Annotated in this window: 10 protein-coding genes; 3 read left to right on the forward strand and 7 right to left on the reverse strand. The window is 70.1% G+C overall.

The features are described from left to right. Positions 1–420: 420 nt before the first annotated feature. On the reverse strand, positions 421–3,747 hold the full coding sequence (locus AAG827_RS04310; RefSeq protein ID WP_341924582.1) for a hypothetical protein: 3,327 nt from the start codon (positions 3,745–3,747) through the stop codon (positions 421–423). A 505-nt stretch (positions 3,748–4,252) separates the two neighbouring features. On the opposite strand from AAG827_RS04310, the gene AAG827_RS04315 reads away from it, so the two are divergent. Beyond that, positions 4,253–5,827, forward strand: coding sequence for a hypothetical protein (locus AAG827_RS04315; RefSeq protein WP_341924583.1), 1,575 nt, complete (start codon positions 4,253–4,255; stop codon positions 5,825–5,827). A 21-nt stretch (positions 5,828–5,848) separates the two neighbouring features. On the opposite strand, the gene AAG827_RS04320 is transcribed toward AAG827_RS04315, so the two are convergent. Then, on the reverse strand, positions 5,849–6,700 hold the full coding sequence (locus AAG827_RS04320) for an alpha/beta fold hydrolase (protein WP_341924584.1): 852 nt from the start codon (positions 6,698–6,700) through the stop codon (positions 5,849–5,851). A gap of 155 nt (positions 6,701–6,855) precedes the next feature. Between AAG827_RS04320 and AAG827_RS04325 the strand changes: the two genes are divergently transcribed. Beyond that, positions 6,856–8,439: an amidase family protein gene (locus AAG827_RS04325; RefSeq protein WP_341924585.1), complete on the forward strand. Its 1,584-nt coding sequence runs from the start codon at positions 6,856–6,858 to the stop codon at positions 8,437–8,439. Here AAG827_RS04325 and AAG827_RS04330 read toward each other — a convergent pair. Genes AAG827_RS04330 through AAG827_RS04345 form a run of 4 tightly spaced genes read right to left on the reverse strand, consistent with a single transcriptional unit; the run spans position 8,385 to position 12,159 of the window. Then, entirely contained in the window at positions 8,385–10,145 is a 1,761-nt protein-coding gene (locus AAG827_RS04330) for a VanW family protein (RefSeq protein ID WP_341924587.1), read from the reverse strand. The two genes, AAG827_RS04325 and AAG827_RS04330, sit on opposite strands and share 55 nt — an antisense overlap. A gap of 17 nt (positions 10,146–10,162) precedes the next feature. Next, entirely contained in the window at positions 10,163–10,516 is a 354-nt protein-coding gene (locus AAG827_RS04335) for a hypothetical protein (RefSeq protein WP_341924588.1), read from the reverse strand. A gap of 7 nt (positions 10,517–10,523) precedes the next feature. Further along, positions 10,524–11,447 (reverse strand): N-acetyl-1-D-myo-inositol-2-amino-2-deoxy-alpha-D-glucopyranoside deacetylase, encoded by a 924-nt coding sequence (mshB, locus tag AAG827_RS04340; RefSeq protein ID WP_341924589.1) that lies wholly within the window; start codon positions 11,445–11,447, stop codon positions 10,524–10,526. 34 nt (positions 11,448–11,481) lie between these two features. After that, a complete protein-coding gene (locus AAG827_RS04345; RefSeq protein WP_341924590.1) occupies positions 11,482–12,159 on the reverse strand; it encodes a (deoxy)nucleoside triphosphate pyrophosphohydrolase in 678 nt (225 codons plus the stop codon). Positions 12,160–12,317: 158 nt separating this feature from the next. Here AAG827_RS04345 and AAG827_RS04350 point away from each other — a divergent pair, with 158 nt between their 5' ends. After that, positions 12,318–13,397, forward strand: coding sequence for a hypothetical protein (locus AAG827_RS04350; RefSeq protein WP_341924591.1), 1,080 nt, complete (start codon positions 12,318–12,320; stop codon positions 13,395–13,397). Positions 13,398–13,593: 196 nt separating this feature from the next. Here the strand turns inward: AAG827_RS04350 and AAG827_RS04355 are convergent, their stop codons facing one another. Next, a complete protein-coding gene (locus tag AAG827_RS04355; protein ID WP_341924592.1) occupies positions 13,594–16,800 on the reverse strand; it encodes a hypothetical protein in 3,207 nt (1,068 codons plus the stop codon). Between the last annotated feature and the right edge of the window lie 33 nt (positions 16,801–16,833).

The raw sequence follows: 16,833 nt of genomic DNA on the forward strand, positions 1-16,833 counted from the left end.
CGCGGTCATGGACGCGCTCGTCGACTGGGGTGCGGAGCGCGGTGCCACGACGGCGTACCTCCAGGTGCTGGGCGACAACGAGCCCGCCCTGGCGCTCTACGAGAAGCTGGGCTTCCGCGAGCACCACCGCTACCGCTACCTCGCGCGGGCCTGACCGCTGCCCAAGATCGTCTCGGAGTGCGCGACCGGCCACGGCCAGGTCGTGCGGACCAGCAGCAGGAGCAGGCTCCCGGCTTCCGAGAGGAGAGGGAGCGATCCGGGACACCCCCTTGCAGCGGCAGAAGTGAGTGCCCCGGACCGCAACTCGTGGCACCAGGGGGCCCGCGAGACGTGGTGACGATGCCGACCCTGGCGGAGGAGGAAGAGGGGCGACCCGGCGAACCAGGCCGCCCCTCTCCCAGGGTCAATCAGTGTCGATGGTCAGCGGATGCCGACCACCTTCGTCGTGCCCTTCTTCGTGGTGGACGTGGCCGAGACCACCGCGAAGTAGCGCGTGATGGTCTTGCCGTTCCGGTCAGCGACCCGGAAGACCTTGATGCCGTTGGCGCCGAGGGTGCCGAACTTCACCAGCACCCGACCCGTGGCGGTCTTCTTGAACAGCTTGACGTCGGCGCCGGGGGCCTTCTTCGCCGTGATGGTGACGACGTCACCGTTCGCGGTGTTGGACCCGACGATCGACGGCTTGATCGCGACGGCGCCACCAGCGGTGCCGAAGGTCACCTTGCGAGGACCGACGTTGGCGACGCGGACGTCCGCGTCGTTGCGGACCACGGCGGTGACGGAGGCGACTCCGGCCTTCGACCCGACGAAGTCGTAGAACGCCTGACCATCACCGTTGGTCGGCAGGAACGTCGACTCGTAGGTGTCGTCGTCGTCGTCGCCAGGTCCGACGCGCAGGAACTGGGCGTCGTAGCCGTTGAGGGGCTGGCCCTCCTGGTCGGTGGCGGTGATGGTCATGGTGACCGCCGATCCCACCGGACGCTGTGCCTCGCCCTGCGCCGCGAGGACGAAGGTCGAGGCCGCGTCGTCCACGACATACCAGTTGACGGCGTCCGTGGTGCGCTGGACGTCGGTCAGCTGGGTGTCGACGGTCTCACCGGGGTTGGCCGGGTCGAACGCCGAGGTGTTGACGTTGTCCTTGTAGACGAACTTCTGCGCGTTGTTGATCTCGACCTCGAGCGACTGCGTCGCCGCTGCGGGCGACGAGGCCACGATCGACGGCTGCCCCAGCGCGAGCTGCGACGAGCCAGGCGTGCTGAACGTCGCCACCGGGGAGTTGTCGGTCACCGAGAGCAGCTGCGACGTCGGGTTGCCGTACTGGTCGAAGGTCTCGACGTCGTAGTTCACGACCTGGGCCGCGGCACCCGTGCCGGCACGGGCCTTGGGCAGGATCGAGGACTCCTGGACGTCGGAGAGCGAGACGCTCAGCGGCGCCGTCTGGCTCTGCGTGACCGGCGTGCCGACGGTCGTCCACGTGAAGTCGTGGTCGTCCGTCGCACCCCCGACGGTCGCCGTGATCGTGTCGGCCACGATCCCGTCGTCGTCGAAGCCCGTGTTGCGCTCGATGTTGGCGTAGAACTCACCGATGCCGTCACCGGAGGTGTTGACGGTGATGCTCTTGCCGATGCTGCCGAACTGAACCACGGCACCGGGGACCGGGGTGGCCTTGAACGGGTTGAGGCGGTTGGCGAAGAAGCCCTCGTCGATCGTCACCGTGACGGGGAGGTTGACCAGCCGGACGCCGTCGGCGTTGAACGCCGCGATGCCACCCTCGGCCAACGAGTCGGGCAGGAGCCCGCCGTTGCCCTGCTGGTTGACGTACTCACCGTCGAGGCCGTCGGTGGTGTCGGTGCTGCCACCGTCGTCGTTGTAGACCACGACCTGCGTCGGGGTGAGCGAGCGCAGGAAGTCGAGGTCCAGGTCGACGTTGCCCACGGCGAGCGCAGGAGACGTGGCCCGGATGGTGTTGTCGAGGTCCTGGCCCACGGGTGCGGCCGGGTCGGTGACCACGACGGAGAAGGCACCCGTCGCGCTGGTCGTGGCGGACGCCACCAGGTCACCGCCGCGGATCGTGCCGGCCGGCTGCGAGGCCTGCGGAGCGTAGACCGCGTTGTCGTTGGGGATCAGGGTCAGACCCACGGTCCGGCCCGGGAGCACCGTGCCGGAGGGGAGCTTGACCGTGCCCGACTGCGTCGTGCTGGTGTTGGCGAGCGCCTGGGCGCTGGTGCCCGAGTCCCAGGCCACCACGGCCTCATCGGTCGCGATCGCGAAGGGAGCTGCCGACGCAGCACCCGAGGTCGCGGTGACGGTCGCCCCGACCTTGTTGTTGTTCACGCCCGGCTGCACGACGACGGTGGACTTGCCGTCGACGTCGGTGTTGGGGATCGCCAGGGGCGTCGTGCTGTCGACCGGCGTGTTGTCGGCGACGTCACGCGCGATGGCACCCGTCAGGGCAGCGCCCTGGACCGGGTCACCGTTGGCGTCCTTCACGGTGAACGTGAGCGTGGTGCTCTCGTCGTCGTCCATCGCCGCACCCAGCGACGAGGTGATGGTGACCGACGCCGGAGCCTGCGGGAGGTTGGTGTTGGTCAGCTTGAGCAGCTGGTCGGAGCCGTTGTCGAAGACGCCGTCCTGGTCGTAGTCCACGACGACGTAGGTCGCACCGACACCGGCCGCGGGGTCCTGGTCGTCCGCCCCGTCGATCGCGGCCTCGTTGAGCCGCACGGTGACGGTGCCGCCGAAGTCGGTCTCGGCCGCGTCGAAGTCGGCGTCGGCGACCGTGCGACCCATGCCGAAGGCAGCCGCCTGGTCGACGCCGGCCACGTTGGACTCGTAGACGTCGAGACCCGAGAGCGGCTTGCCCTTCTGGTCCTTGACCGAGATGACCCAGCGGGTCTCCTGGTTGGCGCCGCCGCCGGCCACGTTGGCCGGGAAGCCCGGGGCCGTGGCCTTGCTGGTCGTGGTCGGCACCTGGTCGTAGGCGGAGAAGACCTGGGTGTCGTCACCCTGGGCGAAGATGCGCGTCTGGATCACGATCTCGTCCAGGGCGTCGGCGGTCGTGTTGCCGGCGACCGGCACCAGGGCGGCGTACGGCGTGAGCGCGTTGATGTCGGCCACGTCCGTGGCGATCGCCGGGATGCTGGCGTTGACGACGACGGGACCGCGGTTGGTCACGAGGGTGTTGGCGAAGGGCGAGCCCACGGCTGCCGCCTCGCGGGTCTTGCCCGTGACCACGACCTCGCCGTCGAGGTTGATGCCGACCTCGTCGCGCAGCGCGCCGTTGATCGAGACGGGCTGGGCACCGACGTTGGGGGTCGCGGTCCCCACGACACCGTTGGTGTTGGTGGCGAGCACGGCCGCGTTGACGTCGAGGACCTCCGCCCTGATGTCGGTGATGGCACCACCTTCGGCACCGGCCGGGGCGACCCAGTCGGCCGTGGCGACGCCGTTGAAGAGCGGAACGGTGGCGATGTTGACCTGCGTCGCACCCTTCAGGTAGCTGAAGCGGACGGAGTTGGCCGCGGGGAAGGTGCCGATGTTGACGCCGGCGAGGAGCTGGACGGAGGAGTTCTTGCCGTCGAACTGGTTGGTGTAGGCACCCGACTGCTCACCGGTGTAGAGGTTCACACCTCCGGCCTGTGCCTGCGCGATGGTCTGCGCCTGGGCCGGCGCGAGCGCCAGACCCGAGAGCGCGAGCGCGGAGATGGCCGAGACGGCCAGACCACGCTTCATGCCGCTGCGATTCATGATGATCCTTTCGGAATCGTTCCAGGTCGACGAGGGCCGACCTGCGTCCTGAGATGACGCTCCGACGACGCGCCGGAACGACAGGAAAGTCCTGTCGCAGGAGGGAACCTAGGGCTTTACCGAATTGCCCGCGCATTAGATGCAGTGCGGCCGTTGCGACTGCAAGAAAGGCAGCCGCGATCGGTCGCAAACCCCGTGGTTGCAAGGGTTTTCGTCACTTTTCAACCACTGCAGGGCGGACAACTCGACGTCGACAATTGTTGAAGAAAGACGCCGGCACGTGCAATAAATGTTTGCGCAGGTGAAAGGCCGACAACGCCACGGAAATGCAAAATTAGTACAGATCCCTATGGCGCTTGCAAGTAAGGGCGCGGCATTCTCTGCGAGGTCCATGCCTCGGGGACATGGCGGCCGGAGCGTCATGGGGGCGCGCCGGAGGAAGGGATCCCTGGTGAGCGCTGACTCCACGTCGGCCCCCGTGGCCCCCCTGGGACGGGAGGCGCCTGTGGCCACACGTCGCCGCGGTCGGCCCTACCGACTGCCGTCCGACCCGACCCCGCTGCAGTCCCACGAGGTCGGCCTGCGCCAGCGGATCGCCTGGCTGCTCGGCGTCTCACGCATCCACTCCACCGACCCGGACCTGGCGCGGCGTGACCGCTTCCTCGAGCAGCTCAGGTCCCGGGGCGTCGTCGTCGACACCTCACGACTCAGTCGCTGGGAGTCGGGACAGATGTCGGTCTCACGCGCAGTGGTGACCGCCTATGAGGAGGTCCTCGGCCTGGCCCGTCGACAGCTGGCCGTCGGGATCGTGGCGCTCTCCCCGACGTCGGAGGATCCCTTCGGCTCCGGTCGGGCACCGCTCCAGGACTCGATCCTGGCTCACGAGCAGCTCGATGGACACTTCGAGGACGTGCTGCGCGGGCGTGCTCCCGGCCACCTGTGGCTGGAGCTGTCCGAGCTCATCACCTCCGATCCCCACGTCTACCTCATGCAGGAGACGTGGAGCCAGTTGACCGAGCTCCTGGCCACCGAGCTGGGGCGCTCGACCGGCATGGCCTTCCTCTCCCGTTTCCAGGCCCAGCGGATGCTGGTCGCGCATCCGGGGTCCCGGCGCGCTGCGGTGCGGGCGATCGGCACCGTGGTGACCAGTCCCGCCACCGAGTTCGTCCTGCACCCCCTGTCCCTGCTGGAGGAGGTGCAGGACCCGCAGGCCGACGACCTGCTGCTGCGGCTGCTCCACGAGCCGCCCTCCCACCGACGCGCTGGTGCCTCGTGGGCGGTCGCGAGCAAGGCCGCCTCAGGGCACCTCGCTCCGCCCGACCTGGCCAGGGCCGAGTCCGCCACCCTCGAGATCCTCGAGAGGACGCGAGGTCTCCTGGCCCGGCTCGATGCGCTCAACCTCTACGTCCACCTGCCTCCCGCCGCGCAGCAACGGATCTCGCGTCGGCTGGTCGACCATGAGTCGGCGGACCACATCGACCTCGCCCGCGTCCACGGCCTGATCGAGGCCCCCGAGGCCGCCCGGGCCGTGGCGAGCAGGATCGCGGAGTCGGTCCAGGGCCGGACCCACACCGACCACCTCGTCGAGCTCGACCCCATGCTGGCCCGGCTCGTGTGCGAGATGCTCTTCCACGCCCGCCACGCACGTCGCCACCAGGCGGCCCTGCTCCTGGCGGCCAGCCCCTACCGCGCCGAGCTGGGGGCTTCCCTGTCCGCTCTGGCGGCGCGCCCCGACGAGGCGGTCGCGGTCAATGCCCTGCACGCCCTCACCCAGGTCGCCGACTCCGACCAGCGCGGCGAGCTGCTGCGCATCGCCGTCCGTGACCCACGGGCCTCGGTCCGCGTGGCCGCCCTGATGGCGCTCGGCCAGGTGGTCGGACCGCTCACGGCCGACGAGGAGCGACTGCTGGTGGGAGCCATGCCCGACAGTGGCCCCCTGTGCAGCGCGACGATGTACGTCCTCGGCATCGGGGGCGCGACGAGCCTCACATCGATGTCGAGCGACGACGGGGTGCGGGGGCAATCGGCTCGGTGGTGGGGTCGCAGCGGGGCCATCACCGAGCCGATGGCCCGCAGCTGACCCAGACCACGCCGGAAGCCGTCAGCAGGCCACCGCCAACCCAGCCCGAGCAGGACCGGGCCGGATCAGCGCGTCGAGGGTCAGCGCGATCGTGGTGCGGCTGAGCGGGATGAGCAGGTGCTCGGCGGGGTCCAGGGGGCACTTGTCCTGGATGGTGAGGTTGACGGTGCGTGGCCCCGCCGCGAGGTAGCCGGACGTGTGCGGCACGACGACCTCGTCGTAGCGCGTGGTGATCTGCGTGTAGCTCACCGAGCCCGGCGTCTCGTCGCCACGGTTGAGCTTCGTGAGGAACGCCGAGCCGGCCGCCTGCTGGGTGCAGGCACGGCAGAGGATCCCGAACCCACCAGCCAGTCCGGCGCCCCCGAAGGGCACCAGCGCCGTGCCGTGGTTGGACGGCGCGACGCCGACCAGGTCGTCGACGACACGAGCGCCACCGAGGAACTTGATGTAGTAGCGCGGGAGCAGCCCGCCCTGCGAGTGCCCGACCATCGACACCTTCTCAGCACCCGTCGACCGCAGCACCCGCGACGTGAACGCCGCGAGCTGACGCGCCGACCTCACCATGTCGCCCGTGCCGCGGTTGCCGTAGTCGAGCGAGTAGACGCAGAACCCCGCCGCCTTGATAGCAGCCGAGAGGCCCTCCAACAGGTTCTTGCGGTCGCCGATCGTGCCGTGCACGAGGATCACCGGCGTCGGGCGTTGCTCGGTCGGCCTGCAGGACCAGTCGTTGGCGCCCGGAGGGTCGCCGGCGGGCGAGGTCGGCAGTGGCAACGGGAAGCCGGATCCGGAGCCGGCACCGGCCGGCGCTACCGCTCCGAGAGCGGCGACCAGCGACAGGACGAGGGCGACCAGGGCTCCGAGGATGATGCGCATGGTCCATCCAACGACACACGGTGAGTGCGGTCACGTAAGAGGCCGTTGTGCGGGCCCGACGTGCCCGGACGTCCTAGGACCAACGGTCTAGCCGCATCCAAACAACCCCCCGGATGGATAACACGAGGGAAACACCTGACCGTTAGATTCCTGTGGTGCGTGATCTGTCACCGTGGCTCGGTTCGGCTCCGGAGGGACTCCTCGAGGCCTTCGACCGCTACGAGCACGCCTTGGTCGAGGGCGACCCGGCCGCAGTCGCCGCCTGGTGGGTGCCGGGCTCCGCGGCGACGTACGCCGGACCTGAGGGCCTGGTGATCGGGCGCGAGCTGATCACGGCGTCCCTCGCTCCGACGACCGATACTCGCCCCACCTGGGACGGGCACGACCCGGGCGTCTTCCACCTCCTGCCGATCGACGCCCAGTGCGCTGTCATCACGCTCACGATGCAGGAGGACACGGGCGGCTGGGGCTCGGAGACCCAGGTGTGGGTGTGCCGCCAGGACACCTGGCTGCTCACCGCCATCCACACCTCTCCCCCAGGATCCAACGCGCTGGACACGCGGCTGTGGCGAGTCGTGGGTGACCCGCTCGTCCCGGGCGCCCGTGACGGAGCGTTGGCCGGGGAGACCCTGGCCGTCAGCGACCTGCTCGCGGTCGCCGGCCAGCAGATCGGCGCCGGCAGCCCGGCCTGGCTGGCGAGCTCCTCGGCCGAGGACTGGGACGCCACCGTGGTGTCCACCCTGCTCAACGCCGGCGCTGACCTGCGCGGCATCTGTCGCACCGACGAGCTCGGCTGGTCGGCGTTCGGCGTCAATCCCCACTACGGCACGCCGCCCAACGCGCGCGCCCCGCGTCGCGTGCCCGGAGGAGCGGCCTCGGGCGCGGCCAGTGCCGTCGCCCTGGGCCAGGCCACCATCGGCGTCGGCCTCGACACCGGTGGCTCGCTGCAGGTGCCGGCCGCCTACCAGGGCCTCTACTGCCTGCGTACGACGCACGGCTCGCTGGCGCGCGACCGCGTGGTGCCCCTGAGCCCCACCTTCGACGCGATCGGCTGGCTGGCCCGCGACAGCGCAGCGCTCGCGGCCGCCGGTGACGTGCTCGTGCCGGCGTCGCTGCGCCTGGCACCGGACCGCGACCACAACCGCGTGGTCGTCGTCACCGAGCTCCTGGCCCTGGCCGACGACGACGTGGCGGAGGCCGTCGGGGACTACGCGCGGGAGCTCGGCGCGGTCGAGGAGTCGTGGGGCCTCGCCGAGCTCGACTCCTGGGTGAAGGCGTTCGTGACCGTTCGGGCGGCCGAGGCGTGGCGAGAGCACCGCGACTGGCTCGTCGGTCGGACCGACTCCGTCGGCCCGGCCGCGCGCGACCACTTCCTCGCCGGGGCCGCCGTCTCCGAGCACGAAGAAGCACTGGCCGCCGAGACCGTGGCCAGGGCAGGCGTCCGGCTGAGGACCTTGGTCGCCGACCGGATCGTGGTGCTCCCCGCTGCCGTCTCCGTCGCGCCCCGTCTGGACGACGACCTCGTCGCGGCAGAGCAGGCCAACCTGCGGCTGACGTGCCTGGCAAGCCTGGGCGGCCTGCCGGCCCTGACCGTGCCGGTCGCCGGTCCCGGGCTGCCACGCGCTGCGTGCCTCGTGGCGGCCCCGGGCCGCGACCGCGACCTGCTCGCGCTCGCGGTGCGGGCTCAGTCGTCGATGGAGCCCGGCGGCCGACAGATCACCGTGTCGGACGCGGTGTAGTCGGTGTGGAACTGCTCCTCACGCACGACCTCGTCCGAGCCGGGTCGGCTGAAGTAGCGCCACACGTCGACCTGGAAGCCGGAGTAGCCGGAGTTGGGGTAGCAGTCGGGCGTGTCCAGCGTGCGCGTCGCGGGCGCGACGTAGGCGTAGCGGTCTGACGTCCGGGTGGTGATGTCCCACGTCTTGGTGGAGTACATCGAGACCGTCAGCACCCCCTGCGACGACGGGGTGCTGGGGCTGAGCGAGGCCTTCACCAGCACGCCGTGCTTGGTGTCGTTCTGGAAGCGCAGGTCGATCGCACCGAACGCGACGGTCGCCTCACGCCCCACGGGGTAGCGGTCGATGTAGAACGAGTGCGGCTTGTGCTCGATGTCCTTGAGCCCGGCGAAGAACGCGGCGTTGAAGGTGGTCGTCGCCATCTGCGAGACCCCGCCGCCGAGGTCCTCCTTGAAGATGCCGTTGCTGATGATGAAGCCCTCGGTGAAGCCGTTCTCCCGGGTGCGCTCGCCGACGATGTCGTTGAGCGAGAAGATCTCGCCGGGCTCGAGCACGGTGCCGTCGACGATCTCGGCGGCCCGGCCGATGTTGATGTTGCGGTAGTCGGCGTAGGGGAAGTAGGTCGTGAACGTCGACACCTGCTCGCGGATCTTGAGTGCGCGCGCTTCCTTCGTCGTGAAGTCGGCATCGACGACGGTCGCCTCGACCTCCATCTCGCGCTCGCCCTCGGGCTGCGTGACCAGGGTCAGGAAGGCCTCGGTGACGACCGACGGCTCGTAGGTGACGCCCGGCTTGGCCGGCACCACGCGCGGCGTGCCGTCGACGACCTCGAAGGACGCGTCGACCGGCGCCCCGTCCTGGCTGATCCCCTCAGAGACCAGCGTGGTCAGCCGCTCGGTGTCGAGCTCGGGCACCAGCACGCCACCCTCTGCCTTCATCCCGAGCACCCGGGCGAAGTCGCGCGGCTGGAGCCGCACGGGCGAGTCGCCGAAGACCAGGGTGACCGAGCTCGACAGGGCCGGGTTGGCGAAGTCGTCGAGCGCGCTCTGCACGTCGGCCATGTCGATGTCGGGCTCGAGGTCGGTGAGGGTGAGCTCGACGGCCGCCTCGTCGGAGAGGTACGCCGAGACGAGGGCCTCGCGCGCGGCCTCCGGGTCGAGCCCCTCGCCCACGACGGGGTCGGTCACGACGATCTCGCCGCGCCGGAAGTCGACGGCCCCGTCGACGGGCTCGCGGCCGAGGTCTCCCCCGAGCCGCTCCACCAGGGCGTCGAGCCTGGCCTCGTCGACGTCGACCACGCCGTCGAGGTCGTCACCGCCGGTGTAGTAGTCCCAGAGCCGCTGGGGCTCCCACGACTGCTCGCCACCGGCCTCGGCGACGGACGCGAGGTAGTCGACCGACAGGCCGGCGTCCGCGGGCTGCACGGCCTCGGTGCGGTCACCGACCGTGACGGTGATGGGGGCGTCGACCTTGTCGGCCAGGCCCTCCTCGAGCGCCTGGGCGGCCGCAGCCGGAGCTCGACCGCCGATGCTCACGCCTGCGACGGTCGTGCCACGCGGGACCTTGTCGCCCGCCGCGAGGTAGGCCGCGGCGTAGCCGCCACCGGCCAGCAGCGCCAGCCCCACCAGGACGAGCAGCACCACCCGGCCGCCGTTGCGCTCACGGCGCGGGTCGGCCTCGCTGGGCGTCGTCTCGTCCCACAGGCTCATCGCCACATCCTACGAAGTCAGCCCTCTTCAACCGGGAGGCGCCCCCGCGCCGGACGCCGCCCGGGCGCCGGCAGCGTCGCCAACGAGAAGACCAGCACGGCGACCCCGAAGCCCAGCAGCGCATAGCCCTGCCCGTCGGCGGAGATCACGTAGTCCCCCTCGGGGCGCGGGACCGACAGGAAGGCCGCCATGATCGCCCACCCGGCACCGAACGGCGCTCGCAGCCACCACCCGGGCGGCAGCGCCCAGAGGGCTGCGGAGGTGGCGGCCACCCCGAGCAGGAGCCCCCACCACAGCGAGTGCAGCGCCACGCTCGCGAGCCCGACGGCGAGACCGCCCAGGAGCAGCCCGAGCGCCGCGAGGACCTTCACGGACCGCTCAGTGACCTGCGGGGACGCCGGCGAAGAGGTCGAGCTCGAGCCCGTCCTCACCGAGCTCACCCGGCTGACCCTTGGCGAGGCGGTAGTACTCGATGCCCCACGCCGTCGCGCCCACGTTGTTGGACAGCGCGAAGAACGGTCCGTCCGTGGTGATCTGCGTCTTGTGAGCCGCCAGCGCGGCCATCTTGTGGGAGTGGAACTCCTGCGCATCGACCATGGCCGCGAGATTCTCGTCGGAGGTGACGAAGGGCGGCAGCGGGCCGTCGGGGTCCATGCCCTCGAAGGTCGTGGTGTCCCCCGCCTCGCGCAGCGAGCGCAGCCCGGCGCGCATGCGGCTCTCGGACATCGCGCCCCAGTAGATCTTGGCGATCTCCCACGGCTCCCCCAGGTCCCGCCGGTACGACGGCACGGCAGCCAGCTGGGCGGCGTACATCGCCACCCGGTGGGCCTGGATGTGGTCGGGGTGTCCGTAGCCGCCGAACTCGTCGTAGGTCACGAGCACCTGCGGGCGGACCTCGCGGATCACCTCGACGAGGTGGGTGGCGGCCGCGGTCAGGTCGGCGTGCCAGAAGGCGTTGTCGTGCACCTCGTCGGCGGCGACCGCGTGGCCGTCCTCGTGCCACTTCATGCCGGAGTCGCGGTAGGTGCCGAAGCCGCCGAGGAAGCGGTGGTCGGTGACGCCGAGCTCGCGCATCGCGTCGGCCAGCTCGCCCTGGCGGTGCAGCCCGAGCCCGTCCTCCTTGTCGGCGGCGAGGTGCTCGAGCTCGGGCACGAGGATCTCGCCCATCTCGCCGGCGGTGCAGGTGACGAGCGTGACGCCGCGACCCTCGGCGACGTACTTGGCCATCGTGGCGCCCTGGCCGATGGACTCGTCGTCGGGGTGGGCGTGGACCAGCAGCAGCCGGTGCTCGGGGGTGCTCATGGCCGCCAGCCTAGTGAGGGCTGCCGACGGTCACTCAGGAACCGTCACGATGCAGACGCTTGGGCTGCGTGGGCAGCTCGACCGGCTGGGCACCGGTCGCAGGAGCAGCCGGCTCGTCGAGGTCGAGCCAGCCGTCGAAGTCGTCGACGAGCACCTCGAGCACCAGCTCAGGCGCATCCGTCAGCACCGCCCACGGGTGGTCCTCGTCGTCGTCCTCGCCCTGGAAGGGCTCGCGCACGACGCTGGTCTCGAAGCCGTCGCGGGCCAGCCGCTGCGCGACTGCGCGGGCGTCGTCCTCGTCGAAGAGGATCGCGCGCAGCAGCGGCGCGGGCTCCCCCAGGTGGTGGGCCAGCTCGGCGAGGAACGGGCGGTCGGGCTCGAGCCAGTCGACGTCGTGCAGCTCGTCGCGGCTCAGCCAGCGCAGCTCGTCGTGCTCGGTCGCCTCCGGCTCACCGCGCGTCAGCCGCGCCAGCGCGACGATCAGCACGTAGGAGTCCTCGATGACGCTCTGGCTCTTCAACCAGTCGGTCACCTCGATGTCGCAGCCGAGCTCCTCGGCGATCTCCCGCTCGATCGCGGCCATCGGCGTCTCGCCGACCTCCACCTTGCCCCCCGGCAGCTCCCACCGCCCCGCGGCCTCCGGTGGCGTCGTACGCCGTGCGGCGAGGACGCGCGCGTGCCTGACGATGGCTGCTCCCACGACCTGCTGCATGTCCGGAAGGCTATCCGCCTCTCCGCCCTTCTCGCTGGTTGAGCCGGCCGAGCCCCACCACCCTCGCTGGTTGAGCCGGCCGAGCCCCTGGGCGAGGCCGCGTCGAAACCCCGTGAGCCGAGAAGCAGCCGCAACCCAAGCCCGACTACCGTCACCCCATGCCAGCACACCCCGGCCTCCACCTCACCCGCACCGAGGAGAACGTCGAGGAGATCGACGCCCTGGCCCGCCTGCTCGGAGGACGGGTCGGCCTGGAGACGATGCTCGGAGACCTCGACCGCCAGGGCCGCAGGGGCCTCGCCCCCGGCCTCAAGGTGCACCGCTCGTTCACCTTCGACGCCGCCGACCGCCGCGACGAGCGCTGGTGGCCCCAGGGCATCAGCACCTCGGCCGACGCCTCCGAGGCGGAGACCATCGGCGGCAGGCGGATCGTCGCGGTCGCCTGGTATGCCAAGAAGCTGCCCGGCGACGCCAGCGGCAACCACGGTTCACGCATCACGTTCTTCGACCTCGACACCCGCCGCTATCGGCACGTCCTGCTGGTCGTGCCGAAGATCGAGGACGGGCGACTGGTCCTTGCTCCGCTCCGCGCCCACGCGGGCGGGATCGTCTGGTCGGGGCCCTACCTCCACGTCGCGGCGACGGCCAAGGGCTTCCACACCTGCCGCCTCGACGACCTGCTGCGCATCCCCGACGACCTCGCCGGCCCGACCTCGGGCATCGGCATCGAGGACGACCGGGTGTCGTCGCACGGCTATCGCTACGTCCTGCCCGTGCGTTTCTCCTACAGCGCCGCGGCGGCCGAGGGCGAGGAGCGGTTGCGCTACTCGTTCATGTCGCTCGACCGCGACACCACGCCGCCGTCGCTGGTCGTGGGTGAATATGCGCGCGGCAAGCAGACCCGCCGCCTGGTGCGCTTCGCCCTCGACCCCGAGACCCACCTGCTCTCGACGGCCGACGACAACCTCGCCCGCCCGTTCCTGCTCGGCGACGGCGTGCGCCGCATGCAGGGCGCCGTCATGGCCCGGGGCCGGCTGCACGTCACGACGTCCGAGGGCCCGTGGGGCCTGGGCTCGTTGTACGCCGGCGCACCGGGCGAGCTGCGTCAGCACCGCTGGGCGACCCCGATGGGCCCGGAGGACATCACCTACTGGCCCTCGACCGACCTGCTGTGGTCGGTCTCCGAGCACCCGCGGCGGCGCTGGATCTATGCCGTACGCCGCGCGTCGGTCACCTGATCTGCGACTCAGATGGGCTGAAATGCAACAGGCGGCCCGGGCCTCACTCTCGCAGCGGCGTGAGAGTGAAGCCCGGGCCGCGTCTGTGCGTCCCGTCTTGGGGCAATGCTGCTAGGGGGATACGGAAGTTACCCCTGAGGAGAGGTCGCTCCGGGGCACTTGCGTGCCCCGGAGCTCACTCACATGTGGTGCTGGATCAACGAACCTTGCGCTGGTTGGTCGTGTCGCCCGTCGTCTGGGCCGTGCGGCCGACGACGGCGACGTAGCGCGTGATCCGGTTGCCGTTGCGGTCGGCCACCGTGAAGACGGCGTCGCCACGGTTGTTGAGCTCCTTGACCTTGCCAACCTGGACGCGCTTGCCGGCGACCAGCTTGTAGAGGCGGACAACGGCGCCGGTGGCGCGAGCCGGGGCGTTGACCGTCAGACGGTCCTTCTTGCCCAGGTTCTTGCCGAACAGCTTGGCCTCGATGACGACCGGGTCCACGTCGTCGGCAACGAAGGTCACCGAGTCGCTGAGCGTCACGATGCCGTCGTCCGACGTCACCGTGGCGGTGATGTCAGCGGTGCCGGCCTCGGTGCCGATGAAGGTGTAGAACGCCTTGCCCTGTGCGTTGGTGAAGCGCGAAACGTTTGCGTCGCCATCACCAGCAGCCGGACCGTTGCGGATGAACTCCACGACGGCGCCCACAATCGGGTTGCCCTCCTGGTCGAGGACGGTGACCGTCTCGGTGACGGACGTGCCGACCGGAACGTCGCCCTCGGGGCTGGACTCGATCGTCGTAGTGGTCACCACGGCCTCGTAGAACTCCACGTCGACGGTGTCGGTGCGGGGCTCAGCAGCGGCAGGCAGGGCCGTGCCGGTCGTGGTCGTGTACTCGTACGAAGGCGAGTTCCACGTGCCGGTCACGGTGACCGTGCCACCCTCGGTCGACGACACGGAGAAGTCTCCGTTGCTGTCGAAGTCCGACAGGACGGACGCATCACTCAGGGAAGCGTCTTCCTCCGACTCGGAGAGGTTGACGGTCTGACCGCCCACGCGGTTGCCGAACTGGTCGGTGACGAAGACGTCGTAGAAGACGTCGGTGCCGACGGCAGCCGGGTCGGTCGGACCGTTCTGCTCACCCTCGGGCGACTTCACGATCTGCACCTCGCCGCCGTTGAGCGGGTTAGCGGAGTTGAAGTCAACAACCTCGGTGTCGGACGCCGTGCCAGACGTGGCCGTCACGACCGCGTCGGCCAGACCGTCGTTGTCGAACTCGTCGTCACGCTCGATGGCGACCTGGAACGTGACCTGGCCCGCACCGTTGGTGACGGCGGTGGTCGACTTGCCAAGGTTGACCAAGTTGCCAGCGTCGGCGCCGACGACCGAAGGCGTCTTTTCGGCGCCCGTGGTGAAGAAGCCGTCGTCGATGGTCAGCGTGACCAGCGTGCCCGCGGGGACCGGTCCGTCGGACAGCGTGTCCGCGTCGGGGCCGTCAGGCAGGGAGACGGTAGCGGTCCCAGTCTGAGCGACGCCCGGCTTGCTGCTGCCGGTGATCTCCGTGATCGTGACGGTGCTGCCTGCCGGCGGGGTCGAGTCGACAAAGTCGACCGTCAGGTCCGCGGCGTCCTCGGCGGCGTTGCCGAACGAGTTCGTCGTGGTGTCGGCGTCGAGAGTGCCGCCCTGCTCGGCCTGGTCCGGGGTGGCCGGGTCAGAAAGAGCAACGGAGACAGTGCCGGTGCCATCGGTGACATCGGTTGCGGTGAAGTCACCCGTGCGGGTGGTGCCGGCAGGCTGGTTGCCCTGCGCGGCGACGACGGCGTTGCCGCCGCCGGCCCGGTTGAACGTGAAGGTGACGGCGCGGCCGACGAGCGGGGTGCCGTCGGCCAGCTTCAGCGTGGCGTCGTACGTGTCGGTCGTGCCCGAGGCCGAGGTTGCCGTGGGCGCCTCGGTGAAGGCGAGGGTGGACTCCCCCTCCTTGAAGACCAGGTCAGCAGCAGCAAGATCGCCAGCCGACAGGCCCGGCGTGCCATCGCGCTCGACGAACGTCTTCAGGGTGTACGTGCCGTCGCCGATGTCCGTGAACGGGATCGTGGCAACACCCTGCGCGTTGGTGACAGCCGAACCCGTGACAGGGGCAGGGGTCGGGGTGACCGGAGTCGTCGCGAACGGCGCCAGGCTCAGCGTGTAGGAGACCGTCTGACCAGCCAGCGGGTTGCCGTTCTGGTCGAGGACCTTGGCGGTCAGGTCGCCGGGGGTGTACTCGTTGGTGTCGAACGCAGCACCGTCGGCCGAGGTGGCCGTGATGGTGGTGGCGGTCGGCGTGTACGAGGTGACCGTGACCGAGCGGCGGAAGTCGTCGGCCGGCTGGAAGCCGTTCGTGTCGGTCGTGTTGACGTAGAAGTCGTAAGTCGTCCCCGGAGCGTTCGAGCTGTTGGCGTTCTCGAAGACAGCCTTACCCTGCGAGTTGGTGTAGACCGCATTGGCCTCGCCCGCAAGGAAGTCGCCGTCACCGTCGGCGTCCTCAGCAACAACCTGGGCACCCACGACAGGCTGACCGAACTGGTCGAGGACGGTGACGGTGATGTCCGCCTCGCCACCCTGCTGGACGGTGGCAGGCGAAGTGGCCGTGACCGTCGTGATCGTCTGCGAGCGCAGGACGACAGGCTCGGCGTCATCGGCGTCGGCGACAGCAACCAAGAGTGCCTCGTCGAGGAGCGGCGCGGCACCATCGATGGCGTAGCCCGACAGGTCGACCGGGGCCGAGTAGGTACGGGTCGTCGCACCCTGGGCGACCGGCCCGGCGACGTCCTCGTTGGTGACGGTGCCGGTGGAGTACTCGTAGAACTCCAGGTCAGGATCAGCGGTGAGGTCGGACGTGGTGCCAGAGACGGCAGCCAAACGAGCCGAGGCGGTCTCGCCGGCGTAGGGCTGGTTGAAGTAGCCAACGTTGGAGCCGGGGGCGTAGGCGATGTCGATCGCGTCGGCGCTGCCGGAAACGGTGACTGCGTTGTTGTCCGTGTCGATCGGGGTGCCGACTCCGCTCAGGGCCTGGGCCTGAACGATGATCGGGAGGTTGAAGACGGCGGGGGCCGGAGCCCACTCGGTCGAGAACGCACCGGAGGTGCGGCTGACCGGGCTGCCGATGTTGGTGAACGTGACGCCACCGTCGGTCGAGTAACGGAACTGGACCTGCGACACATCGGAGCCGCCAGCGGCCACGAGGTGCACGGTGGACTCGACGCCGTCGCTCTTGAGGGAGGCGAGGCCGCTGTCAGTGGTGACGAGGTCGACCTGAGCTGCGCCGATCTGCTCTGCGAGAGGGACGGCGTTTGCCGAGGTGGCGATGAACGGGATGCCCGTTACCGCGAGTGCGGTGATGGCCGTGGTGGCCAGTCCCCGCTTGATGCCGCTGCTGTTCATGCGTGTTCCCTTCAGGAATGAATGTTGTTCGGC

Origin of the sequence: Nocardioides psychrotolerans, assembly GCF_943371775.1 — a bacterium.
Lineage (GTDB): Bacteria > Actinomycetota > Actinomycetes > Propionibacteriales > Nocardioidaceae > Nocardioides > Nocardioides psychrotolerans_A.

Coding starts and splice junctions, on each gene's coding strand:
- AAG827_RS04330 (WP_341924587.1), bottom strand. CDS start 10,145: ATGAGCCTGTGGGACGAGACGACGCCCAGCGAGGCCGACCCGCGCCGT.
- AAG827_RS04345 (WP_341924590.1), bottom strand. CDS start 12,159: ATGCAGCAGGTCGTGGGAGCAGCCATCGTCAGGCACGCGCGCGTCCTC.
- mshB (WP_341924589.1), bottom strand. CDS start 11,447: ATGAGCACCCCCGAGCACCGGCTGCTGCTGGTCCACGCCCACCCCGAC.
- AAG827_RS04350 (WP_341924591.1), top strand. CDS start 12,318: ATGCCAGCACACCCCGGCCTCCACCTCACCCGCACCGAGGAGAACGTC.
- AAG827_RS04355 (WP_341924592.1), bottom strand. CDS start 16,800: ATGAACAGCAGCGGCATCAAGCGGGGACTGGCCACCACGGCCATCACC.
- AAG827_RS04310 (WP_341924582.1), bottom strand. CDS start 3,747: ATGAATCGCAGCGGCATGAAGCGTGGTCTGGCCGTCTCGGCCATCTCC.
- AAG827_RS04320 (WP_341924584.1), bottom strand. CDS start 6,700: ATGCGCATCATCCTCGGAGCCCTGGTCGCCCTCGTCCTGTCGCTGGTC.